The following is a 24,697-nucleotide window of genomic DNA, read 5'->3' on the forward strand; positions in this document are numbered from 1 at the left end:
AAAGAGTCCGAGACAATTATCATGTCCCGGACTCTAGATTTTATAATTTAAGCTGAAGTTTTTTCATCGTTTAATAAGTTACCTTCGCTATCATATAAGCTTGGGTTCTTATGATCTCTAATTGTCTCTTCAGTTATAACCACTTTCGTTACATCATCGCTTGATGGAATATCAAACATGATATCAATTAGAGCTTCTTCAATGATTGAACGAAGACCACGAGCACCAGTCTTGCGCTCTATAGCTAATTCACTGATAGCACCTAAAGCCTCATCAGAGAATTCAAGTTCTACATCGTCTAGCTCTAACATTTTAGTATATTGTTTAACTAAAGCATTTTTCGGTTTAGTTAAGATATTTTTAAGAGCTTCAACATCTAACGTATCTAAGTTAGCTACAATTGGAATACGACCAATAAATTCAGGAATTAAACCATATGACTGTAAGTCTTCAGGTCTAATTTGTGAAAGTAATGATTCTTCATCGCTGATTTCTTCTCCAGCACTACTAAAACCAATTACCTTTTCACCTAAACGACGTTTAATAACTTCATCGATACCATCAAAGGCACCACCAAGAATAAATAAGATATTTGTTGTATCAATTTGGATAAATTCTTGGTTAGGATGTTTTCTTCCTCCTTGAGGTGGTACGCTTGCTGTTGTACCTTCAAGAATTTTAAGAAGTGCTTGTTGAACACCTTCACCTGATACATCACGAGTTATTGAAGTATTTTCAGATTTACGTGCAATTTTGTCGATTTCATCCACATAGATGATTCCTTTTTCAGCACTTTCAACATCAAAGTCTGCAGCTTGAATTAATCTTAATAATATATTTTCAACGTCTTCACCAACGTAACCTGCTTCAGTTAAACTTGTAGCATCTGCAATTGCAAATGGAACATTTAATGATTTAGCTAATGTCTGAGCTAGTAATGTTTTACCACTACCAGTTGGACCTATTAGTGCTATATTACTTTTTTGTAATTCAATACCATCTTCACTTTCTGAAGGTTGTTGAACACGTTTGTAATGGTTATAAACAGCTACTGCTAATGATTTTTTAGCGCTTTCTTGACCAATTACATAGTCATTTAATTGCTCTAATATTTCTTTAGGTGTAGGAACTTCAGTAAATTGTTCTGGTTCTTGTGATTTTAACTCTTCTTCTACTATTTCTGAACAAAGTTCTATACATTCATTACAAATGTAAACACCACTACCAGCTACAAGTTTCTTAACTTGATCTTGTTCTTTACCACAGAAAGAACATTTTAAGTTTTCTTCACCATCGTTAAATTTAAACATTTTTACACCCCTATTCTTCTTCTAGACTATACTAAAAGTACTTTATTATTTCAAATTAAACGGGTTAAAAAAGAATAGTAGCAGAAATATTCTGCTACTATGATCTATTTTAATACCGAATAACGATTATGCTTCTTTAGATTCATTAACTAATAAGTCGATAACTTTTTGGATTTTTAGGTCATTAACTAAGATATCATTATTACCTAAAGTAGATTTAATATCTTCTACAGATAATCCGAATTGTTCACTCATTTTTGTTAACTCAGCTTCAACATCTTCGTCTGAAATTTCAATGTTCTCAGCATCCGCAATAGCTCTTAAAGTTAAATTAGTTTTAACACGTTTTTCAGCGTCTTCTTTCATTTGAGCTTTAAGTTCTTCTTCTGATTGTCCTGAGAATTGATAATATAAATCAAGGTTTAATCCTTGTTGAGAAATACGTTGTTCAAACTCTTGCATCATACGATCTAATTCAGTGTTAATCATAGCTTCTGGAATATCTACAGTAGCATTATCAGAAGCTTTTGTAATTGCTTCTTCTTTTTCAGTAGCGTCAGCTTGGTTAACTTTAGCTTCTTCTAAGTCTTTACGTAATTTTTCTTTATATTCATCAACTGTTTTTACAGATTCATCAAGTTCTTGAGCTAATTCATCATCTAATTCAGGAACTTCTTTACCTTTAACTTCGTTGATTTCTGTTTTGAAAGTAGCTTCTTTACCAGCTAATTCTTCAGCGTGGTATTCTTCAGGGAATGTGACAACAACATCTTTGCTATCATTAGCTTTAAGACCGATAAGTTGTTCTTCAAATCCTGGAATAAATGAACCTGAACCAATTTCAAGATCATAACCTTCAGCTTGTCCACCTTCAAAAGCTTCTCCATCAACATAGCCATCAAAGTTAATGTTAGCTACATCACCTTCAGCAATTTCACCATCTTTAACTGTTAATTCAGCTTGACGACTTACCGCATCATTTAAAGCTTCTTCGAATTCTTCGTCAGTTACTTCACGGTCTTGCTTTTCAATAGCTAAACCTTTGTATTCACCTAATTCTACTTCAGGTTCTACAGTTACAGTTGCTTCAAAGATAAGTTCTTTACCTTTTTCCATTTGTGTAACATCGATTTCTGGACGATCAACAGGGTTGATTTCTGCTTCCTCTACTGCATTACCATATGCTTCAGGTAAAATAAAATCTAAAGCATCTTGGTATAATGATTCAACACCAAATCTTTGTTCAAATAATGGTCTTGGCATTTTACCTTTACGGAAACCAGGCACATTAATTTGTTTAACAACTTTTTTGAATGCTTTGTCTAATCCTTTATCTACTTCTTCTTTTGGAACCGTAACAGTTAATAAACCTTGGTTGCCTTCTTTCTTTTCCCATGTTGCTGTCATGAATAAAAACCTCCGTGATTATCCTAATTTATTAATTTTCAACTCTTTAATTATAACATAGCTTTTCAATGTTTCAACTATAGTGTTTATATTCATTCAAATTTCTGAATAACGCCAATAAATTGTTCCCAATCATCTTGGCTCACACTTTCATAGTTAGCGTCTATATTAAGGCGTTCTGATAAAAGTTTCAAGTAACATGCTATTAAAACTTCATTTTTAATAGATTTAAATTCGATTGGATAAAGTAAAATGGCATGTTGATTTAATATAGAGTTACTTAATTCTATAGACGCTGGGCTATCTATTTCAAGTTGTTCAATAATTTTAGGTATAATATTTATTTTAAAATCTGTTCTTTCAATGCCACTAAGTTCTGTAGGAACAATGGCTATATTTGTATCTATTTTATTAAATTTAACTTCAGCTGACCATTCTCCCAAACGTAAATACTCTAATATTAAGCTTTGAACATTTGGATGTAACGGTTCATTCTCAATAATTTGAGCTAATGTTAAATTGAAAATACCTAGATGGTTATCTATTAAATCTATTAATAATTGCACTTGTTCCTCAAAGTTTGTATCTTTAAAAGTCTTTAAAATTTCTGAAGCTTTAAGTTTCCTTTGTTCTAGCTTATCTTTTGCTAAATCTTGCATTGGTATTAAAGTCATTCTTGTTGCATGGTCAATAGCTTCATCTTTAATTTGATTTATGATTTCCACTACAGTTTGATACTGTTCTAATTGAAATAGGCTTTCTACAAAATATATTACAACTTGATCATATTGTTCGTGACCTTGGTTTAATAATATACTTGCTTCTTCTCTTAATTCTAGATAATGACCGCAAGACTTTAAAACTTCACATTTCATCAACGATAATTGTTCATCCATTTCAAAATGTTGTTCGTATGTTTCGAATGATTCATATGCTTTATCATATTCACCATCTTGCATTGAAGTTTTAATATTTGTAATTAATTGATTCTTTAATTTAGGAAATGGAATGATATCAGACAAGGTCACTCACCTCTTCTATATAAGCCGTCTATAATTAAGCTACTCCATGTTTCATAATTTTTATTATTCGCTAAATCTGATTGTTTAACCCAATTAATTTTCAAGGTATCAGTTTCTTTAGCTTCAACACTTGATTCATTTACTTTTAATTTGAAAACTAATCCGATGTGTACTTTACCAACTTCGTTTTGGTCGTCATTAATAAAGCCGATTAGTTCCATATTTTTAACATTTTCTTTATCAAGCCCTACTTCTTCTTCTAATTCTCTTTCTGCATTATCTCGAATCACTTCTTCTACATTTGTAGCATTTGGAACATCATTCATATGACCGCCTACACCAATAGAACTTAAGCCATGAAGTCTACCTTCTCCTCCACCTGTTAGTCGCTCATATACAAGTATTTCATCATTTTCATTTTCTAAAATACAATATGAAATAAGTTGTTTATATGAAGGATCTTCTTCCATGTCCCCACGTCTTTTAACTTCGTATTCATTAATTGTTTCATAAATGTATTTCGTTTCTTCATCTTGAATAGATTTAAAGCCATCAAATTGATAAGCTTCATCTTTAAAAATTGTCTTTCTAGGGACAACTGTAATCATTTCATCAAATTTAGACATAGTATTCTCCTTATAAGTTGTTCTTCTTTATTTTATCAAAGCGTATATAAGGCGTAAAGAAGATACCTTTATATTAAATTTAATCTTCTTTATAAAAAAAGAGTCCAGGACATGGTAAATGCCCCCGGACTCTATATATATTTATTATTTTGCTAAAGCATCTTTAGCTTTAGTAGCTAATTCAGCAAAAGCTTTTTCGTCTGAAATAGCGATTTCAGATAACATTTTACGGTTAACTTCGATACCAGCTAATTTAAGACCATTCATTAAACGGCTGTAACTGATGTCGTTTTGACGAGCCGCAGCGTTGATACGAGCAATCCATAATTTACGGAATTCACGTTTTTTCTGACGACGGTCACGGTAAGCATAGTTACCTGATTTCATAACTTGTTGCTTAGCAACTTTGTATAATGTATGTTTTGATCCAAAGTAACCTTTAGATAATTTTAAGACTTTTTTACGACGAGCTCTCGTCACTGTTCCACCTTTAACACGTGGCATGATAATTCCTCCTTGAACTGGACCATTAGTCCAATAAATTTATTATTTTACGTACGTTAACATTTGTTTAACTCGTTTTACATCTGATTTAGATACTAAAGTAGATTTACGTAATTGACGTTTAGCTTTAGTTGATTTGTTTGCGAATAAATGTGAAGTAAACGCTCTAGAACGCTTTAATTGTCCTGAACCAGTTCTTTTAACACGTTTAGCTGCTCCGCGATGAGTTTTCATTTTAGGCATTGAGTTTTCCTCCTAGTATTTCGGTTTATTTTTCGTTTGTGATAGGCGCTAACATTAGGAACATTGAACGCCCTTCCATTTTAGGTCTTTGCTCAACTGTTGCTATATCTTTACAAGATTCTGCAAAGCGTTCAAGCACGCGTTGACCAATTTCTTTATGCGTAATCGCACGACCTCTAAATCTAATAGATACTTTAACTTTATCTTCTTTAGATAAGAATTTTTGAGCATGTTTTAGTTTAGTTTCAAAGTCGTGTTCTTCGATAGTTGGACTCAATCGAATTTCTTTAACATTAACAACTTTTTGCTTTTTACGAATTTCTTTTTCTTTTTTCTGTTGTTCGAATTTATATTTTCCGTAATCCATAATTCTTGCAACAGGTGGTTTAGCACCAGGTGCTACGATAACAACGTCTAAATCTACTCTTTCAGCCATTTCAATAGCTTCTTGTTTAGATTTAACACCTATCTGTTCACCATCTTGGCCAATTAGTCGAAGTTCTTTTGCGCGAATTCTGTCGTTAACTTGAGTCTGATCTTTAGCTATGGTTGACACCTCCTAGATTTTTACGAAGTCGTCCAAGAAAAAAAGAGCGAATGCATAAATGCACCCGCTCTTATCCATAAACATTAAAGGTTTATTTTTACCTGCCAACTGCTTAAAGCGTCACTACAGGTGAGAAGCGGGTATGCTTCTACTTGGTCCGTTTCGTATTCAACATGACCTATCATACCAACTATAAACCTTTATGTCAATATTTATTTAATATTCTTTTCGAATTCTTCCATATCAAGATCTTGACTTAAGTCCACTTTTTCTAATGGAATTAATTTCGTTTTATATTTTAACTTATGGAAAATGTAAAATACTAAGAATACAGGAATACCCATATAAGTAATGAAAAATCTTCTAGGATCAAATTCACCCGTTTGTATAAAGTCTACATCTTGGCCTACTATGACAATCGCACATAATATAAATGCGAACAATGGACCAAATGGGAATAATTTAGCTTTATATTTTAGTTTTGTTTTATCATAATCTTGTAAATCAAAAGCTCTTCTAAATCTATAATGACTGATCGCAATACCTAACCAAGCAATGAAGCCTGTCATACCTGAAGCTGCGATAATATATTCATAAGCGCCACCACTTAAATGTTCTATTATAAATATTAATACAACTACAAATGCAGTAGCTATTAACGCTGTATAAGGTACACCAGCTTTATTTGTTTTTGAAAATACTGGTGAAGCCAATTTATCTTTACTCATTGAAAACAGCATTCTTACAGAAGCATACATACCTGAGTTTCCTGCTGATAATACTGAAGTTAAGATTACTGCGTTCATAAATGAAGCTGCAAATGCTAATCCTGCATTTTCAAATACAAGCGTGAATGGCGATTTAGCAATTTCATCCCCACCCATTAGGTTCGGATTTGTGTACGGAATAATCATTCCTATTACAAATATAGCTAAAATGTAAAATAGTAATATTCTCCAAAACACTTGTTTAATTGCTTTCGGCACTGCTCTTTCAGGATTTTCAGATTCTCCTGCCGTAATACCAATAAGTTCTGTACCTTGGAATGAGAACCCTGCAACTAAGAATACTCCTAATGTTAATAAGAATGTATTCACATTTGAATCTCCTAGGAACGGTGCATCTCCTACAACAAAATTATCAAATCCTAAGTATTGACCACCTATAATACCAAATATCGTTAATAAACCGATACCGATAAAGATAATAACTGTTGCAACTTTAATAAATGCAAACCAGTACTCACTTTCACCATAAACTCTAACAGATAGTGCATTAAGACCAAATATAATCAACATGAATATGATACTCCATAGCCATGAAGGTAATATTTCTAATGGTTCCCAATAGCTAATAACTTGAGAAGCAATTGTAATATCAGCTGCTACTGTAATAACCCAGTTAAACCAATAGTTCCAACCTAAAGCGAAACCTAATGATGGATCAACAAATCTTGTAGCATATGTACTAAATGATCCCGAAACTGGTAAATATGTTGCCATTTCTCCTAACGATGTCATAAGGAAGAAGACCATAATACCAACTACTGCATATGCTAATAATGCACCACCTGGTCCCGCGTCTCTTATAGCACCACCCGAAGTCATAAATAAACCTGTACCGATACAACCACCGATAGCAATCATAGAGATGTGTCTATCTTTTAACTTCCTTTGAATATTATTAGTTGTTTTTTCTTGCGACATTGATCTTTCCCTTTCTACAATTCCACAATAGAGCCACTAAAAAAGTCGCATACCCTATTCGATATGCGACCATATATGAACATTCCATACAAATTGGTAGCACATCACTTAGTGTGACAGTCCAGTATTTATTTAACACTGGCCCAATAAATAGCATTATGGTCACTATTTATTTCGGCAATATCCCCTTTCTACATTTCAACATATGTGCCATAACACTTCTGAATGTATAATCTTGAACATCGCAACCTCTAACTCATTACTGAGGAATATTAAATTAATTTTTACTATTAAACTATAACTGAAGAATCCGAAATTTTCAATAGCCTCTTATTTTTTCAAGCGAATTTCATCAACAAGATTCCAAATAAACTCGTCTTTTTCGACTGTTTTTGAATCTTTTGATCCATACTGTCTAACATTAACTTCTTGATTTTCTACTTCTTTGTCACCTACAACAAGCTGATAAGGTATTTTTTTCATTTGAGCTTCTCTTATTTTGTAGCCCATTTTTTCATTACGATCATCGATATGAACACGAACACCTTGTGATTTCAATTCATCTTGTAATAATCTAGCATAATCATAATGTAAATCTACGTTAACAGGTATAATTTCAACTTGATTTGGTGCTAACCACGTTGGGAATACACCTTTAGTTTCTTCTATTAAGAAAGCAGTGAAACGTTCCATTGTTGAAATAACACCTCTATGGATAACAACTGGACGGTGTTCATCTCCATCTTTACCAATATATGTTAAGTCAAAGCGTTCCGGTAATAGGAAATCAAGTTGCGCAGTTGATAAAGTTTCTTCTTTACCCATTGCAGTTTTCACTTGAACATCTAATTTAGGACCGTAGAATGCCGCTTCACCAATCGCTTCTTCATATGGTAATTCCATTTCATCTATTACTTCTTTCAATACTGCTTGAGCTCTATTCCACATTTCATCATCATCGAAGTATTTCTCTTTATCTTCAGGATCACGATAACTCAATCTGAAAGTATAGTCTTTGAATCCAAAGTCTTCGTAAACATCTAAAATCATGTTTACTACACGCTTAAATTCTTCTTTAATTTGATCTGGTCTAACAAAGATGTGCGCATCGTTTAAAGTCATACCACGAACACGTTGTAAACCTGATACTGCACCACTTGCTTCATATCTATGCATCATGCCTAATTCAGCAATACGTATAGGTAATTCACGATAAGAATGACGACTATTTTTATAAATCATCATGTGGTGTGGACAGTTCATAGGTCGTAAAACTAACGATTCATTACCTACATCCATAGGTGGGAACATGTCTTCTTGATAATGATCCCAGTGACCTGATTTTTTATAGAAATCAACGTTAGCCATGATTGGTGTATAAACATGGTCGTAACCCATACTTACTTCTTTATCTACAATATATCGCTCTAATTCACGTCTAATTACAGCACCATTTGGCAACCATAAAGGTAGTCCAGCGCCAACATCTTGGTTAGTTGTAAATAGTTCTAATTCTTTACCGATTTTCCTATGGTCACGTTCTTTTCTCTCTTCTAAAATTTTCAAGTGAGCTTTCAAATCTTTTTTATCGAAGAATGCAGTACCATATATACGCTGCAACATTTTGTTATTAGAATCGCCTCTCCAATAAGCCCCTGCAGTTGATAAAAGTTTAAATTCTTTAATTTTCGAAGTTGAAGGTACGTGTACACCTCTACATAAATCAGTAAATTCACCTTGTGAATATAGTGTTACATTTTCGTCTTCAGGTATAGCATCAATTAACTCTAATTTATATTCATCGTTTTTGAAAAATTCTTCAGCTTCATCTCTAGATACAACTTTACGTTCAATTTTGAAGTTTTCATTTACGATTTGTTTCATTTCCTTTTCGATCGTTTCGAAGTCGTCACTAGAAATTTTGTGTTCTGTATCTATATCATAGTAGAAGCCACCTTCAATGACTGGACCAACACCAAATTTCACATCTCCATATAATCTTTGCAATGCCTGTGCCATTAAATGTGCAGTTGAGTGTCTTAACACTTCTAAAGCTTCGTCACTACCAGGTGTTACAATTTCAATATCCCCATCTTCCTCTAAAGGTCTAGTTAAATCGACTAGTTGTCCATTGAATTTACCTGCTACTGCTTTTTTTCTTAACCCAGGGCTAATAGATTGAGCAATATCTTCAGTTGTTGTGCCTTGTTCAAATCCTTTCACATTGCCATCTGGAAATTTGATATTTATTTCGCTCATAACGACTTCCTCCTCATTAAAATTATTAAAGAACATAAAAAAGAGACCTCATCCAAAGGGACGAAATCTCTCGCGGTACCACCCTCATTAACGCAAACTTATTGTGTTTACGATAACTCTACATAAGATAACGGTCTTGAGCCGAATGTGGATTAACACATCATGTATGAGGGAGTAACCGAATATATCGCATTATCTCAATTTCAGCTAGATGAGACTCTCTGTGAATGCTAAATAGACGTCATGTCCTCTAAATTTAAATATTCATTTAAGATAATTCAATTATACAACTCTATTATAAAATATCAAGCTAAAATTACGCTCTATAGTTTTTACCTTCAAGTTCATAGTCTTCAGTAATTGTCTTAATTCGTTCCATAATTCTACTTGCTTTCGTTATTTCAGCACCTTGTCTCGTTTTGCTCAAATGAAATTCTAATTCTTCAAAATTAAAGTTCGAGCTAAAGAAAGTCGGTAGTTTATGGACCATTCTATAATGTAATAACGGACCTAATACTTCATCCCTTACCCAAGGGGTTATTTCTTCCGCACCAATATCATCAAGCATTAATACTTTTGCTTCTCGAGCAGATTCAAATCTTTGGCTAAATGAACCATCATTAAAACCATTTTTTAATACTCTAATAAATTCTGGTAAATATATAATTGTAGAAGCTTGGTTTTTCAATTTCAACTGATTAGATATTGCACCAAGTATATAAGACTTACCTGTTCCAAATGGACCGTGTATATAAAGTCCTTTAGTATCTTCACCATTCACTATTTTATTACAAATTTCCATAGCTTTTTTAATAATAGTCATTCTCGCTTCATTATCTACGTATATATCTTTAATTGTTGCCTGTAATGTTTCTTCAGGCATTTGAAAAGATGTTACTAAGTTAGATTGGAAGCGTTGTTCATCATGTTCTATTTTATTCGGGCACGGTAAATATCTAATTTTAATGTGATCATTTTGAATGTATAATTCTGGAACATGCCCTTTAACAAAGTTAATGCATTTATTGTAACAATCACATTTTTCACAACTTTTCGACTGGTCTTTAAATGCTTGCAGTTGATCTAAATCTCTATCTATCATAGCATTTGTCAATTCAGATTGATGTGCTTCTATAAATGCTTTCACTTCTTTATTGGCAAGTGTATCCCTTTTTATTTTATCTAGTCTTTTTTGAAAATCTTTATTTTGTTGCAAATGTTGCCCTAGCGGTTCCATCAATGATCACCTTCTTTCCAAAATGCTTCCATTTCTCTTTGTAGAGCTTTTTTTCTTTTTTCAAATTCTTCATCAGTTTCATCTTGTTGTTTATCATTATTGGCGCCGTCTTCTTTTTCTTCACTCGATTTTTGTTTTAATAGCCAATCCGGTGTTTTTTCAATCGATTTCAATTTATATGAATTATAATTACCTTTTTCTTGACGTTGCTTTTTCTTTTCTTTAGTTTTCTTTTCAAATTCTTTAATGTAATTATAAGCTTCCTCTGCTGAACTTAGCTTTAACTTCTTCCAGTTAGAAGCGATTTCCTCAATATAAGCTTTCGGTAATTGCATGTTGTTTTTGAACATAACATATTGTAATAGTATATTCATAACCCCGTAAGGTAATTTTTCTCTAGTAATGATTTCTTCTACAAGTCTTTTCTGGGCAACGGTTGGCTCAGATTCTGTAAACGAAGATAACATTTCAATAGGGCTTGTAGTATCTAATAATTCATACCAAGATAATAATGAGTTTACTTCTTCACTTGGTTGTTCATTTTGACTTGATGTTATACTACCTTGCTTTACTTCTAATGCTGGTAAAGCACCTTCATGCTCTATTTGATAAATTGACCGAGCATGTTTCCTTAAATCCTCTAAAGAGATTGTTTGGTTCTCTGTTATAGATTTTAAAATGATAGATTTCATATCTACAGGTGTTATACCATATAATGTAGCAATTTGTATAATTACTTCTTTTGTCTTTTTATTTAAAATCTCTTTAGAAATTAAATGATTATTCAGTAATAACTCAAGCATTTCAAAATCGAATTTTACATCGGATAAATCCAAACCTTTGTTTTTAGCATCTTGTTGTATTTCTATTGAATCTGTAGGTGCTACTTGTGACATATTAGGCACTTTAAAAACATCTGTGAAAGTTTTGGTAACATCGTTATAATCTGAAGTAGAAACACTTTTATCTTTATATCTATTTTTCAAGGCAACAAATCTTGCCTTACCTATTTGTTGGTATAAAAAAACTGATAATAAAGGATCATTAAAGAATTGTTCAGTTGTAGCAGGTTGTTGTAACGAGTATATAAATGTTTGCTCTTGTTGGTTTACTTTCATAAAAGTTTTAATTAATCCAATACCTTCTAATAAATCTAACGAATCTCTAAAATTTGATAAATTAATTTTTAAATCATTCATAATTGTATAATGACTATAAGCGTCATGTTCATTATGAAAATTAAATTGTGATAAATATAAATAAACACCTATTGCATCAGTACCAATTAACGGCGTATATAAGCTAGTTAATATGTCTTGATGGACATGTGTGTAATTATAATTTGATTTCACGTAAAAGCCATCTCCAGGCTTTATACCACTAAAATATTCCGCCATTAATAATCACCTTACTTTCGGTCTTTCAAAATACCTTGCATTGATTGTAGCAATTGATCGACATCTTTGAACTCTCTGTATACAGACGCGAACCTTACATATGATACTTGATCAACATCCATTAAATGTTCCATTACTTTTTCTCCAATATCATTAGAAGATACTTCAGTAACTCCTTCAGCTCTTAAGTCTTTTTCAACTTGGTTTGTAATATCTTCTAGTTTTTGAAAAGCAACTGGTCTTTTTTCACATGAACGAACGAGACCATTTAATATTTTATCTCTATTAAAAGTTTGTCGAGCTCCATCTTTTTTAACTACTATTAAAGGTGATAGTTCAACTCTTTCGAATGTCGTGAAACGAAATCCACATGATTCACACTCTCTTCTTCTTCTTATAGCAGTCAGATCATCAGCGTGTCTTGAATCCACTACTTTAGAATTATCATATTTACAATTTGGACATCTCATTCGTTTCACCTCTCAGAACTTATATTTTCATACATAGATTATACAGTAGTTTCGGATATTTTTAAACGCTCACTACTTTACATTTGTAAATCATCAAATAAAAACACAATGCAAATTTCAAAATTCGCATTGTGTTTATTAAGTATATCAATTATGAAATTTTTTGTTCTTGTGTTTCAGTTAAAATGTTTGCCACTTGCTCAGCTAATTCAACAACTCTCATTGAATATCCCCATTCATTGTCATACCAAGCCAATACTTTAACTTTATTATCTCCAATGACCATCGTAGATTGTTCATCAACAATAGCTGAATGTGGATCAGTATTGAAATCAATTGAAACTAATGGTTCATCGCTTACAGCCATAATCCCTGCCAATTCTCCATTACTTGCTTCTCTTAATGCATCATTCACTTTTTCTATCGTTACATCAGTTTTCAAATCAACAACTAAATCAACTAAAGAAACGTTTGAAGTTGGTACTCTTAATGCCATACCATGCATTTTACCTTCTAATTCTGGTAATACGAGTGATAAAGCTTTTGCAGCTCCAGTCGAAGTTGGTATTATGCTGTCAGTACAAGAACGTGCTCTTCTTAAATCTTTATGCGGATTATCTAAGTTCTTTTGATCATTTGTAAAAGCATGAACGGTTGTCATTAAGCCATTTTCAATACCAAACTTATCATTTAAGACTTTAGCTACAGGGCTTAAGCAATTTGTTGTACAAGAAGCATTTGAAATAACATCAAATTCTTTTAAATTAAGTTGATTATCATTTACACCTTTAACAATCGTTTGAACTTTCCCACCTTTAGCAGGACCAGTCAATATTACTTTTTTAGCACCTGCATCTATGTGTGAAACTGCTTTATCTCCATGGTTGAATTTGCCTGTTGCTTCAATAACAATATCAATATTTAATGTTCCCCATGGTAATAATTTAGGGTCTCTCTCTGACACTAATAAAATTTTATGATCATTTATTACAATTCCATCTTCAACTGCTTTTATTTCTTCATCTAATTTCCCATGTGTTGAATCATATTTAATTAAATGTGCAATTGTTTCTGGCGGATAAGACGCATTTATCGCAACAATATTTAAATCATCAGATTTAAGTGCACCTCTTAATACCATTCTACCTATTCTTCCTAATCCGTTAATCGCAATATTTTTTTTCATAATCGAGAACCCCTTTTAATGTGATATACTATTTGTTGCAATTAGTATATCACATTAAAATCGTATTGAAAACGTTTACTATTATGTTTTTGAAAATTTTATTTTTATTAATAAAACTACGTTATTAAGTATTTTTACTCATATATTATATTTAGTATGTAACATTGAATTTTCTAGTAAAACAAAAATGCGCTCTTCAATTTAAACACTTAAAGTGTCTATCTTAAAGAACGCATCAAAATATCAGTAATTCAAACTTGAAATTATTATAAAATCATGTGGTTTTATAGTTTTTAGCAGTTAAAAATTGAATAATAGTCGATTCTAAATCTTCTTTTGTGCCATTGTTTTCAATAGTTTCATCTGCTAAATGTCGTTTTTCTTCAATTGGAATTTGTGAACGTATACGTGATAGTGCTTCGTCATCAGTCAATTGATTTCTTTCTTTCAATCTATTAATTTGGTTTGTTTCATTTGTATATACTAACCATGTTTCATCAACTGTATCTTGTAATTGGTTTTCAAATAATAAAGGGATATCCATTATAACGTTTTTTCCCTCGTTCAATGCTTGTTGTTTCTCATCTTCCATTATTTCACGAACTTTAGGATGTATAATGTTATTTAATTTATTTCTCATATTTTCATCATTGAAAACAATCTGGCCAATATACTGACGATTCATTTCACCATCAATTATTGCTTCGTCACCAAATACTTCTCGCACTTCATCTAATCCTTTACTGCCTTTTTCGACAGCTTTACGACTAGCTATATCAGCGTCCACAATATAAAACCCATGTTCTTTTAACAGGTTTGATACTGTTGATTTCCCCGTAGCTATTCCACCGGTTAAACCTATTACACGACTCATCTTTACACACCTACTTTTGACAGTTTGGACAATAATGAGTATTTCTTGTAGCTATGATTTCTTGTTCAATAGTACCACCACATTGTCCGCAAATATTTTTACCATATACAAGATGTCTTTCTTGCATCGTTCCTTTTTCTCCGTCGGCATTGTAATAATCAGAAATACTTGATCCACCATTATCAATACCTTCTTGAAGAACTTCCACTACTTCACGAAATACTTTTTCTTGTTCTTCTTCACTTAATTCTTTAACGCTACGACTAGGCAAAATTCCTGCACGTAATAAAGCTTCGCATGCATATATATTTCCACACCCTGAAATCACTGTATGGTCGAGTATTGCCACTTTTATAGGTTTATTAATAAACTTTTTTGTCTTAATTTGTTCTTTATAATGATGAAAGGCTTCTTCAAAAAATGGCTCTGGCGCTATTTTTAATACTGAAGGATATTCTGTTAAATCTTTCAAAGCTCTTATTTCACCAAATCTTCGAATATCAGTATAAATAAGTTTAATTCCATTATCTAACTCAAAAATAACGTGCCAATGCTTTTTATGATTTGGTATCGTAATATCTTCTAATTGCGGAACTGTAAAGAAAGCACCTGTCATACCAAAATGACACATCATAATATGGTGATTTTGATCTTTTTCTAATTCTATAAATATATATTTACTTCGTCTGTATACGTTCGTAATCATATAATTTTCAATACGCGCTTTAAATTCTTCTAAAGAGGTACCTTTAACAATCGTTTCTTTACCTGTATCTTTACCTATTTTCACTTTATCTGAAAATTTAATATGTTGAATCGTTCTTCCAATTAATTTAGGTTCGATACCTCTCTTAACATGTTCTACTTCTGGTAATTCTGGCATTTTCAGTCTTCTTTCTCTTCATTATTTTGCATCATACCATGTGTCTCCATAACTTGATTCAACACTTAATGGTACGCTCAGTTCAAGCGCATTATCCATGATTTCCTCTACAAATGGCCTGAATTCATCTATTTCATCATTTGGCACTTCAAATATTAATTCATCGTGTACTTGTAATAATAATTTTGCATTAAAGTTTGTATCTTTAATTTTATGAGCAAACTGAACCATTGCAAGTTTGATGATATCAGCTGCACTACCTTGTATAGGTGTATTCATAGCTGTTCTTTCTGCAAAGCTTCTTAAATTAAAGTTTCTATTTGTAATATCAGGCGTATATCGTCTTCTATGAAGAAGTGTTTCTACGTATCCTTTTTGTTTTGCATCTTGCACTATTGTATCCATATATTCTTTTACTTTAGGGAAACTATCTAAATAGTCATCGATAAATTTCTTAGCTTCTTTTCTCGTAATACCTAAACTTTGACTCAACCCATAATCACTGATTCCATAAACGATACCAAAGTTAACAGCTTTAGCTTGTCTTCTCATATTTCCAGTAATTTCGTCTTTACTATCTATGTTGAAAACACGCATTGCAGTTTTCGTATGAATATCTTCATTAGATGTAAATGCTTCTTTCATATGTTCGTCCCCTGTAATATGTGCCAATACACGTAACTCAATTTGAGAATAGTCAGCTGCAAAAATAACATGGTCTTTCTTACTTGGTCTAAATGCTTTTCTAATTTTACGACCTTCTTCTAATCGAATCGGTATGTTTTGCAAGTTAGGTTCAACAGAACTTAAGCGACCAGTTTGTGCCAATGTTTGGTTAAATCGCGTATGAATCTTCCCTTCAGGTGTAATCATTTTTTGTAGGCCTTCAATGTAAGTAGATTGCAATTTAGATAATTGTCTATAAACTAAAATATCTTCAATTATAGGATGTTCATTTCGTAATTGTTCTAACACATCTACTGCTGTTGAATAGCCAGTCTTAGTCTTTTTAATGATTGGTAATTTTAAATCTTCAAATAATACTACACCAAGTTGCTTAGGTGAATTAATATTGAATTCAGAACCCGCATAATTATGAATTTGTTCAATTAATTTCTCAAGTCTTGAATTTAAATCTTCTTGCATATTTACTAAAGTATCCTTATCAACTGTTATACCTAATCTCTCCATATCAGCTAAAACTGTCGCTAGTGGCAACTCTAAATCATCGTGTAATGAAAGTTGTTCTCTTTCTTTTAATAGGTCAATCATTTTTTCTTTTGATTCTGAAATCGCAGTCACTTTTTTTGCGATACATTCAAATAAAACGTCTCTTTCTGGCACGTGTAACTTTTTGCCTTTTCCATAGATGCTTTCGTCATTAGGCACGTAATAAATTCCAAATTCAGACACGACTGAATATACATCATCTATTGTTCTAGAAGGATCTAATATATAACTCGCTAACATTGTATCAAATGTAACACCTTTAATTTTTACACCTAATCTATGTGATAATACAATAGTCTTTTTAACGTCATAAGCAGACAACGATACCTCTTCTCGTTCTAACCATTCATGTAAATCTTTATTTTGTTTAAATTCTTCTTCTGTTATCACAAATACCTGATTTTCCGTTTGAATAGCGAAACCTAGAACGTCTGCTTTTAGATAATTGTTTTCATTCGTCTCAAAATGTATGGACGCTTCTTTTTTATTTTTAAAATCAAAATCATCCATACTATCTATATATTCAATAACACGATCATCTGAAGCTTCTGTACTTGCATCCATTTGATCTAACAATTGTTTAAATTCTAAAGTTTTGAATAGTTTAATTTTCTCTTCATCGCTATAGTCTGTTAATTTTAAATCATCTATCGTTACTTCTATAGGGCTATCTCTATTAATCGTCGCTAAATCTTTACTTAATTTTGCATTTTCTTCATTTTCAATTAGCTTTTCTTTCATTTTAGATTTTTTTAATTCATCTATATTTTCGTAAACGCCCTCAACTGTTTCAAATTGTTTCAATAACTTGATAGCAGTCTTTTCACCAATACCAGGGACACCTGGTATATTATCTGATTTATCTCCCATAAGACCTTTCATATCAATAATTTGATTTGGTACTATTCCATCATACTTTTCAGCGATGAATTCAGGTGTATAGTGATCAATATCTGTCACACCTTTTTTAGTGTAATAAATTGTTACGTTTTCGCTAGCTAATTGTGTTAAATCACGATCGCCAGTTATAATTATAGTTTTTAAATTTTGATTATCAGCTTGTTTTGATAGCGTACCGATAATATCGTCCGCTTCATAATTTTCAAGTTCATAGTGTTTAATATTATAACTTTCAACTAATTGACGAATATATGGCAATTGGCTACGTAATTCATCCGGCGTTTTTTCACGTCCACCTTTGTATTCACTATACATGTTATTTCTAAATGTTGTTTTTCCAGCATCAAATGCAACCATAAAATGAGTCGGTTGTTCTTCTTTTATTATTTTATCTAAAATCATTGTGAAACCATAAATTGCATTTGTGTATACGCCCGCTTTATTAGTTAAAAGAGGCAATGCAAAAAAAGCTCTAAATGATAAACTATTTCCGTCTATAAGTACCAATTTTTCCAATGTGAGATACCTCCATCATTATATTGATTTCATTTTATCATATATAAGTCCATATTTAGATTGTTTCGCATAAAATAAAAAAGCAAGATACCGAAGTATCTTGCTCAATCATCAAAATGAAGGGGTCTAGATTCATTCTATCTATAAACCATGAAACTAGTGTGAATTTATTGTAAAGATTATATGAAGATTATTCATTAAATAATTTAACTATAAAATTAGAGCCCTCGCCTACTTTAGATTCTACTTTAATTACACCATTATGTGCTTCTATAATATGTTTTGTAATAGACAGTCCTAAGCCAGTACCTCCAGAATCTCTACTTCTTGCTTTATCAACTCTATAAAAGCGTTCAAATATACGAGCATGCTCTTCTTCAGAAATACCTATACCATTGTCTTTAACAGAAATAATTTGTCCGTCTGTTTCATTTTTAATTGTTAAAACAACTTCACTAGATGGCGAAGAGTAACTAATGGCATTCGTTAACAAATTAATAAGAACTTGAGTGATTTTATCTTTATCTCCAAGTGCATATACATCATTATCGATATTACCTATCAATTCAATATCTTTTTTATGTGCTGCATTACTTACAGTTTGTATACAATGCTCTCCTATTTCAGTTAAAGAAATACGTTCTTTTGGAATTTTATTACTTTGTTCAATTTTAGATAAATCTAACAAGTCTTGTACTAATGATTGTATCCTGTTTGATTCTTCAAGAATGATATTTAAAAACATATCTAAAGATTCTGGATCATCTTTAGCACCATCTAATAAAGTTTCAGCAAATCCTTTAATAGAAGTTATAGGTGTCCTCAGTTCGTGAGATACATTTGCAACAAAGTCTTTGCGCATATGTTCTAATTTTTTCAATTTTGTAATATCATGCATTACTACTACGAGACCTAAAAGATTTTTCTTACGTCTTGATAGGACTGGTATAGTAGATACTTCGAAAAATTTATTATGAACATTGTTAATATACAATTCAATTTGCTCAAATAAAGGTTGTTCTAACTTCAAAGCTTCGTTCATCATTTGGCTGATTTCTTGATTAGGCATAACATCTTTAAACAATTGCCCTTCTGCATTCCCAACTCTATCAAATAAATCATGATAAGTTTTATTAGCTATAACAATATAACCATCTCTATCGATCATCAACGTTGCACTTGGAATGTTTTCTAATGTCGTTTCTAATCTATTTCTTTGGAGTTTCTGCTCATTATTTAAATCGTCTAGCGTTCTAGCGAGCTCATTAGTGTTAATGAATAAGTCTTTCGTTTCTTTAACATTACTTTCTGGAACTCTTACTCTATACTTACCAGAAGCTAATAGTTTAGTAGCATATGTTACTTCTTTTATAGGATAGATGTAAGAAGTATTGATGTATCTAACTACGAAATAAATAAGTGGTAAAGTAAATAATAAGACGATTAACAAGTATTGCCAAATATCTTTTTGAATAATTGCTATAGTTTCAGATTCTTTTGCTAAAACAATCGTATATTCACCATATTTTTTAGCAGAAATTAATTCACTTTTTTCTTTATTAAGTTTAAATGATTCATCGAATTTTCTAGCTTCTTTAATGGCATCATCTTTTTCATCATCAAAAATTTTAGTCCCTTGATTTTGAGAACTATATAATTCTTTATTATTCTTCATGACTAAAACATCTTGTACAAATACATTTAATATATTATCCAAATCTTCTGGATGTTGTTTGGCAATATCGTAAATCTTTCTAGAATCGTTTTTCATTTGTTTATCTTCTTGCTTAGATATTAGATCATAACTTGAATTATGTAGGAAAAACCCTAATATAAGAAAACTTACAACGGTAACTGTTGTAAGTATAATTAAAAGCTTATTATAAAACTTAATCATTATTTTTTGGTCTTTCTAACTTATAACCTAAGCCTCTCACCGTTTTTATAAACTGAGGCTGTTTAGGGTTTTCTTCAAGCTTATCTCTTAAATGACTTATATGTACATCTACAATACGTGAATCTCCTGCAAATTCATAATTCCATACTGAATTCAGCATATGTTCTCTAGTAATCACACGGCCTTGTCTTTCGATTAAATATAGTAATAATTCGAATTCTTTCGGTGTTAATTCTAAAAGCTCGTCATTTCGATAAACTTCAAAATAATCTGGACGTATTCGAATTGAACCTAATATAATATCTTCATCTTCATCTAATTGACTAGATTCGATTTGGCTAACTCGTCTTAAAATTGCTTTAACTCTTGCTACCACTTCTCTTGGAGAAAATGGCTTTGTCATGTAATCATCTGCACCTAGTTCTAAACCTAATACTCTATCAAATTCATCATCTTTTGCTGTTAACATTAAAATAGGAACTTGATTTTTATCTGAACGTATTGTTTTACATACTTCAATACCATCCATTTCAGGTAACATGACATCTAAAACCACTAAATCCGGTTTTTCTTCGTTGACTTTCTCTAATGCTTGGACACCATCATAGGCTACAATAACTTGGTAACCCGCTTGTTCTATATTATATTTAAGCAAAGTGACGATTGATTGTTCATCGTCTACTACCAATACTTTTTGTGACATGCAAGAACCTCCTTAAGCGATTTAACATAATTATAACGTAAATTATTAAAAAAATAATACGTATTTAGAGAACTTTACAAAAAGTTAACACTGTATTAACAATTAAGCTAATAAAATAGGGAGTAGGACAAAAATCTCATTTTCAAAAATTTCGTAGTCCCACCCCCATTAAAAATGACTAAGTATGAAAAAGCTTGATTTAAGCACGTTTTAATACCTAATCAGATACTGTCTTGCAATGAATGAAGCTGAGACATTTATTTATGTCCCAGCCAGTACTTTAACTATATTATTCCTATTGTAACACTTCTTTAACTGATTTAACTGCTTCTGCAGATTCATCTAATAATTCTTTTTCTTCATTTGTTAAATCTAATTCAATAATTTTTTCTATACCATTACTACCTAGCACAGTTGGTACACCTAAATAGATATCCTCATACCCATATTCGCCTTCTAAATAAGCAATAGAAGGTAATACGCGTTTTTGATCTTTCAAAATAGATTCCGTCATTTCAATTAATGCAGCTCCAGGAGCGTAATAAGCAGATCCATTTCCTAGAAGGTTAACAATTTCAGCCCCACCTTTTCTTGTACGATCTACAATTGCATTAATTTTTTCTTCTGAAAGCAATTTTTCTAATGGAACTCCACCAGCTGCTGAGTATCTAATTAAGGGAACCATAGTATCCCCATGACCACCAAGTACAAAACCTGTTACATCTTTAACAGACAAGTCTAATTCTTCTGCAACGAATGTTCTGAACCTAGCTGTATCTAATACACCCGATTGACCAATAACTCTCTCTTTAGGAAATCCTGATGTTTTATATACAGTGTACGTCATAGCGTCAACAGGATTTGTTAAAACTAAAATAATTGCATTAGGTGAATATTTAACTATTTGTTCAGTAACTGATTTCATGACTTTTTGGTTTGTTTGTACTAAATCATCTCTCGACATACCAGGTTTTCTAGCTATACCCGCTGTAATAATTACAACGTCAGAGTCTTTTGTATCTTCATAGTTTGATGTCCCAATAACTTTAGAATCAAACCCAAGTACTGGTGCGCTTTCAGCTATGTCTAATGCTTTACCTTTAGTAGGGTCTTCAGATTGAGGTATATCAACTAATACAATATCCCCTAATTCTTTTTGTGCTGCTACAAAAGCTGCTGTAGCACCTGTAAAGCCGGCGCCAATAATTGATACTTTTTTCTTGTCATAAATTACATCTCCTTAAAATAAAAGGGAGGTTATATATAACCCCCCTCAATTAATCACATTATGGTAAATTTTTAACTAATTCATCAGCGAATTCTGAAGATTTAACTTCAGTTGCGCCTTCCATTAAACGAGCAAAGTCATATGTTACTACTTTAGATGCAATAGTCGCTTCTACAGATTGTGTAATTTTATCTGCAGCTTCTTGCCAACCAATATGTTCTAATAATAGAACACCACTTAATAATACTGATGAAGGATTCACTTTATCTAAACCAGCATATTTTGGTGCAGTACCATGTGTAGCTTCAAAGATTGCATGACCAGTTTCATAGTTGATGTTAGCTCCTGGTGCAATACCAATTCCGCCAACTTGTGCTGCTAAAGCATCTGAAACATAGTCACCATTTAAGTTCATTGTAGCTACAACATCAAATTCAGCAGGGCGCGTTAAAATTTGTTGTAAGAAAATATCTGCGATTGAATCTTTAATGATTAATTTACCTTCAGCTTCTGCATCAGATTGTGCTTTGTTCGCAGCATCTTTACCTTCTTCTTCAACGATTTTATCGTATTGTTGCCAAGTGAATACACGGTCACCAAATTCACGTTCAGCTAAATCATATCCCCATTGTTTGAACGCACCTTCAGTAAACTTCATAATGTTACCTTTGTGAACTAATGTAACGTTGCGACGATTGTTATCAAACGCGTAGTTAATCGCTGCTCTAACTAATCTTTCAGTACCTTCTTTAGAAACAGGTTTAATACCAATTCCTGAAGTTTCAGGGAATCTAATATTTTTAGCACCCATTTCATTTTGTAAGAAATCAATAACCTTTTTAGCATCATCAGAACCCTCTTGGAATTCGATACCAGCATAAATGTCTTCTGTATTTTCACGGAAAATAACCATATCTGTATCTTCAGGACGTTTTACCGGTGAAGGAACACCTTTAAACCAACGTACAGGTCTTAGGCAAGTAAATAAATCTAATTCTTGACGTAAAGCAACGTTTAATGAGCGAATACCTCCACCAATTGGTGTAGTTAAAGGACCTTTAATGGCAATTAAATATTCTCTAATTGTATCTAAAGTCTCAGCAGGTAACCACTCGCCTGTTTCATCGTAAGCCTTTTGACCAGCTAATACTTCTTTCCATTCAATTTTCTTTTCGCCATTATAAGCTTTTTCTACAGCTGCATCTAATACTTTACTTGCTGCATTCCAGATATCTGGACCAATACCGTCTCCGATAATATACGGAACAATAGGATTATTCGGAACATTTAAAACGCCTTGATTTGTTGTAATTTTTTCTGCTGTCATTATATGATTCCTCCATTTAAATATGTTTATTTATATTATATTTATAAAACTATCTATTTTCAATTGGTTCATACTTACGATTACGTTCACCTGTATATTCAGCTCTTGGTCTCATAATTCTATTTTCTCTATATTGTTCTAGAATATGAGCGGTCCAACCTGCCATACGGCTTACTGCAAATATCGGTGTGAATAAATCATGGTCTATACCCATGCTATGGTAAACAGTTGCACTAAAGAAATCAACATTAGGTAATAAACCTTTTTCTTCTTTCATTATTTCTGCAATACGTAATGAAATTTCGAATAACTCTTTTTGACCAGTTTCATCAGTGATACGACGACTCATTTCTTTTAAGTACTTAGCTCTTGGGTCACCATTTTTATATACTCTGTGACCGAATCCCATAATTTTTTCTTTATTTTCGATTTTTTCTTTAATATAACTATCTGTCTTATCAACAGTTCCAATTTCAGTCAACATTTTCATAACTTGCTCATTAGCGCCACCATGCAATGGACCTTTTAAAGCTCCAGCTGCTGCTGTTACACCTGAATACATATCTGATAATGTTGAAACTGCTACCCTAGCTGTAAATGTTGATGCATTAAATTCATGATCTGCATGTAAAATTAATGCTTTATTAAATCCTTCAATTTCTACGTCGCTAGGAACTTCCCCTCTTAACATGTACAAGAAGTTACCTGCATAGCTTAATTCCTTTTTAGGTTTAACAACTTCTTTACCATTTCTAACTCTTGAGAAAGAAGTTACTAATGAAGCTACTTTTGCTTGAATTCTTATCGCACGTTCATAATTTGTTTCATCATCAAACACTTCAGCTTGTGGATCAAAATGAGCTAAGTATGATAATGACGTACGTAAACCTGTCATCGGATGTACTTTATCCGTTGCATAATCTTCAAAATGTGAGTACATTCTCGGGTTTAAAGTCATATAATGCAATAATTTTTCTTTTAAGTCTTCTAGTTCTTCTTTATTTGGTAATCTTAGATTCCACAGTAAAAACATTACCTCTTCAAATAATGCATTTTCTGTTAAGTCATCTATATCATAACCAGCATAAGTTAGTTGATTATCTATAATAGAACTAATTTTTGTTTCAGAAGCAATAATACCTTCTAGTCCTTTTGCTACTTGTGCCATATTGTTTATCCCCCTTACTAAATAATTGCCCATGTATGTAATGGTTTTCATATACAT

At 32.0% G+C, this 24,697-nt stretch carries 21 protein-coding genes, 1 riboswitch and 1 other annotated feature; all 21 genes read right to left on the bottom strand.

Annotated features, from left to right (window positions below):
- Positions 1-47: 47 nt before the first annotated feature.
- Positions 48-1,310 (bottom strand): ATP-dependent Clp protease ATP-binding subunit ClpX, encoded by a 1,263-nt coding sequence (clpX, locus tag LQ682_RS03825; protein ID WP_016999295.1) that lies wholly within the window; start codon positions 1,308-1,310, stop codon positions 48-50.
- 126 nt (positions 1,311-1,436) lie between these two features.
- Positions 1,437-2,717 (bottom strand): trigger factor, encoded by a 1,281-nt coding sequence (tig, locus tag LQ682_RS03830; protein WP_016999296.1) that lies wholly within the window; start codon positions 2,715-2,717, stop codon positions 1,437-1,439.
- A gap of 92 nt (positions 2,718-2,809) precedes the next feature.
- On the bottom strand, positions 2,810-3,739 hold the full coding sequence (locus LQ682_RS03835) for a hypothetical protein (RefSeq protein ID WP_064204339.1): 930 nt from the start codon (positions 3,737-3,739) through the stop codon (positions 2,810-2,812).
- Positions 3,740-3,741: 2 nt separating this feature from the next.
- The gene (locus tag LQ682_RS03840) at positions 3,742-4,365 is read right to left on the bottom strand and encodes an NUDIX domain-containing protein (RefSeq protein WP_016999298.1); all 624 of its coding nucleotides are present in this window, start codon (positions 4,363-4,365) and stop codon (positions 3,742-3,744) included.
- Between the two features lie 144 nt (positions 4,366-4,509).
- On the bottom strand, positions 4,510-4,869 hold the full coding sequence (gene rplT, locus LQ682_RS03845) for a 50S ribosomal protein L20 (protein ID WP_016999299.1): 360 nt from the start codon (positions 4,867-4,869) through the stop codon (positions 4,510-4,512).
- 42 nt (positions 4,870-4,911) lie between these two features.
- Positions 4,912-5,112 carry a 50S ribosomal protein L35 gene (gene rpmI / locus LQ682_RS03850; protein ID WP_016999300.1) on the bottom strand — a complete coding sequence of 67 codons (201 nt, stop codon included), beginning with the start codon at positions 5,110-5,112 and terminating at the stop codon, positions 4,912-4,914.
- Positions 5,113-5,137: 25 nt separating this feature from the next.
- Positions 5,138-5,668: a translation initiation factor IF-3 gene (gene infC, locus LQ682_RS03855; protein WP_064204340.1), complete on the bottom strand. Its 531-nt coding sequence runs from the start codon at positions 5,666-5,668 to the stop codon at positions 5,138-5,140.
- 23 nt (positions 5,669-5,691) lie between these two features.
- Positions 5,692-5,819, bottom strand: a sequence feature (ribosomal protein L20 leader region).
- A gap of 52 nt (positions 5,820-5,871) precedes the next feature.
- Positions 5,872-7,365: an amino acid permease gene (locus LQ682_RS03860; protein WP_239723900.1), complete on the bottom strand. Its 1,494-nt coding sequence runs from the start codon at positions 7,363-7,365 to the stop codon at positions 5,872-5,874.
- An 89-nt stretch (positions 7,366-7,454) separates the two neighbouring features.
- A riboswitch (Lysine riboswitch) is annotated at positions 7,455-7,627 on the bottom strand.
- Positions 7,628-7,695: 68 nt separating this feature from the next.
- Positions 7,696-9,624, bottom strand: coding sequence for a threonine--tRNA ligase (gene thrS, locus LQ682_RS03865; RefSeq protein ID WP_239723902.1), 1,929 nt, complete (start codon positions 9,622-9,624; stop codon positions 7,696-7,698).
- Between the two features lie 316 nt (positions 9,625-9,940).
- A complete protein-coding gene (gene dnaI / locus LQ682_RS03870) occupies positions 9,941-10,861 on the bottom strand; it encodes a primosomal protein DnaI (RefSeq protein WP_016999303.1) in 921 nt (306 codons plus the stop codon).
- The gene (locus LQ682_RS03875) at positions 10,861-12,258 is read right to left on the bottom strand and encodes a replicative helicase loading/DNA remodeling protein DnaB (protein WP_016999304.1); all 1,398 of its coding nucleotides are present in this window, start codon (positions 12,256-12,258) and stop codon (positions 10,861-10,863) included. Before LQ682_RS03875 ends, dnaI begins: the two co-directional genes overlap by 1 nt.
- Before the next feature lie 11 nt (positions 12,259-12,269).
- Positions 12,270-12,728: a transcriptional regulator NrdR gene (gene nrdR / locus LQ682_RS03880; RefSeq protein WP_016999305.1), complete on the bottom strand. Its 459-nt coding sequence runs from the start codon at positions 12,726-12,728 to the stop codon at positions 12,270-12,272.
- A gap of 151 nt (positions 12,729-12,879) precedes the next feature.
- Positions 12,880-13,914: a glyceraldehyde-3-phosphate dehydrogenase gene (locus LQ682_RS03885; RefSeq protein ID WP_135020682.1), complete on the bottom strand. Its 1,035-nt coding sequence runs from the start codon at positions 13,912-13,914 to the stop codon at positions 12,880-12,882.
- A gap of 274 nt (positions 13,915-14,188) precedes the next feature.
- Positions 14,189-14,788: a dephospho-CoA kinase gene (gene coaE, locus LQ682_RS03890; protein WP_016999307.1), complete on the bottom strand. Its 600-nt coding sequence runs from the start codon at positions 14,786-14,788 to the stop codon at positions 14,189-14,191.
- 10 nt (positions 14,789-14,798) lie between these two features.
- Positions 14,799-15,671 (bottom strand): DNA-formamidopyrimidine glycosylase, encoded by an 873-nt coding sequence (mutM, locus tag LQ682_RS03895; RefSeq protein WP_135020686.1) that lies wholly within the window; start codon positions 15,669-15,671, stop codon positions 14,799-14,801.
- A gap of 21 nt (positions 15,672-15,692) precedes the next feature.
- Positions 15,693-18,317, bottom strand: coding sequence for a DNA polymerase I (gene polA / locus LQ682_RS03900; RefSeq protein WP_239723904.1), 2,625 nt, complete (start codon positions 18,315-18,317; stop codon positions 15,693-15,695).
- Between the two features lie 190 nt (positions 18,318-18,507).
- On the bottom strand, positions 18,508-20,214 hold the full coding sequence (gene pnpS / locus LQ682_RS03905; protein WP_064211082.1) for a two-component system histidine kinase PnpS: 1,707 nt from the start codon (positions 20,212-20,214) through the stop codon (positions 18,508-18,510).
- Positions 20,207-20,917, bottom strand: coding sequence for a response regulator transcription factor (locus tag LQ682_RS03910; protein ID WP_016999311.1), 711 nt, complete (start codon positions 20,915-20,917; stop codon positions 20,207-20,209). Before LQ682_RS03910 ends, pnpS begins: the two co-directional genes overlap by 8 nt.
- 295 nt (positions 20,918-21,212) lie before the next feature.
- Positions 21,213-22,148 carry a malate dehydrogenase gene (gene mdh / locus LQ682_RS03915; RefSeq protein ID WP_239723946.1) on the bottom strand — a complete coding sequence of 312 codons (936 nt, stop codon included), beginning with the start codon at positions 22,146-22,148 and terminating at the stop codon, positions 21,213-21,215.
- A gap of 55 nt (positions 22,149-22,203) precedes the next feature.
- Entirely contained in the window at positions 22,204-23,472 is a 1,269-nt protein-coding gene (gene icd / locus LQ682_RS03920) for an NADP-dependent isocitrate dehydrogenase (protein ID WP_016999313.1), read from the bottom strand.
- A 49-nt stretch (positions 23,473-23,521) separates the two neighbouring features.
- Positions 23,522-24,640, bottom strand: a complete 1,119-nt coding sequence (locus LQ682_RS03925) for a citrate synthase (protein ID WP_016999314.1) — start codon at positions 24,638-24,640, stop codon at positions 23,522-23,524.
- Positions 24,641-24,697: the final 57 nt, after the last annotated feature.

The organism is Mammaliicoccus sp. A-M4, from assembly GCF_022386955.1.
Taxonomy (GTDB): Bacteria; Bacillota; Bacilli; order Staphylococcales; family Staphylococcaceae; genus Mammaliicoccus; species Mammaliicoccus lentus.

What these genes read in the sequence shown, in the direction of transcription:
- clpX (WP_016999295.1), bottom strand. Translation starts at nt 1,310, where the DNA reads ATGTTTAAATTTAACGATGGTGAAGAAAACTTAAAATGTTCTTTCTGT.
- tig (WP_016999296.1), bottom strand. Translation starts at nt 2,717, where the DNA reads ATGACAGCAACATGGGAAAAGAAAGAAGGCAACCAAGGTTTATTAACT.
- LQ682_RS03840 (WP_016999298.1), bottom strand. Translation starts at nt 4,365, where the DNA reads ATGTCTAAATTTGATGAAATGATTACAGTTGTCCCTAGAAAGACAATT.
- rplT (WP_016999299.1), bottom strand. Translation starts at nt 4,869, where the DNA reads ATGCCACGTGTTAAAGGTGGAACAGTGACGAGAGCTCGTCGTAAAAAA.
- rpmI (WP_016999300.1), bottom strand. Translation starts at nt 5,112, where the DNA reads ATGCCTAAAATGAAAACTCATCGCGGAGCAGCTAAACGTGTTAAAAGA.
- LQ682_RS03860 (WP_239723900.1), bottom strand. Translation starts at nt 7,365, where the DNA reads ATGTCGCAAGAAAAAACAACTAATAATATTCAAAGGAAGTTAAAAGAT.
- thrS (WP_239723902.1), bottom strand. Translation starts at nt 9,624, where the DNA reads ATGAGCGAAATAAATATCAAATTTCCAGATGGCAATGTGAAAGGATTT.
- dnaI (WP_016999303.1), bottom strand. Translation starts at nt 10,861, where the DNA reads ATGGAACCGCTAGGGCAACATTTGCAACAAAATAAAGATTTTCAAAAA.
- LQ682_RS03875 (WP_016999304.1), bottom strand. Translation starts at nt 12,258, where the DNA reads ATGGCGGAATATTTTAGTGGTATAAAGCCTGGAGATGGCTTTTACGTG.
- nrdR (WP_016999305.1), bottom strand. Translation starts at nt 12,728, where the DNA reads ATGAGATGTCCAAATTGTAAATATGATAATTCTAAAGTAGTGGATTCA.
- LQ682_RS03885 (WP_135020682.1), bottom strand. Translation starts at nt 13,914, where the DNA reads ATGAAAAAAAATATTGCGATTAACGGATTAGGAAGAATAGGTAGAATG.
- coaE (WP_016999307.1), bottom strand. Translation starts at nt 14,788, where the DNA reads ATGAGTCGTGTAATAGGTTTAACCGGTGGAATAGCTACGGGGAAATCA.
- mutM (WP_135020686.1), bottom strand. Translation starts at nt 15,671, where the DNA reads ATGCCAGAATTACCAGAAGTAGAACATGTTAAGAGAGGTATCGAACCT.
- pnpS (WP_064211082.1), bottom strand. Translation starts at nt 20,214, where the DNA reads ATGATTAAGTTTTATAATAAGCTTTTAATTATACTTACAACAGTTACC.
- LQ682_RS03910 (WP_016999311.1), bottom strand. Translation starts at nt 20,917, where the DNA reads ATGTCACAAAAAGTATTGGTAGTAGACGATGAACAATCAATCGTCACT.
- icd (WP_016999313.1), bottom strand. Translation starts at nt 23,472, where the DNA reads ATGACAGCAGAAAAAATTACAACAAATCAAGGCGTTTTAAATGTTCCG.
- LQ682_RS03925 (WP_016999314.1), bottom strand. Translation starts at nt 24,640, where the DNA reads ATGGCACAAGTAGCAAAAGGACTAGAAGGTATTATTGCTTCTGAAACA.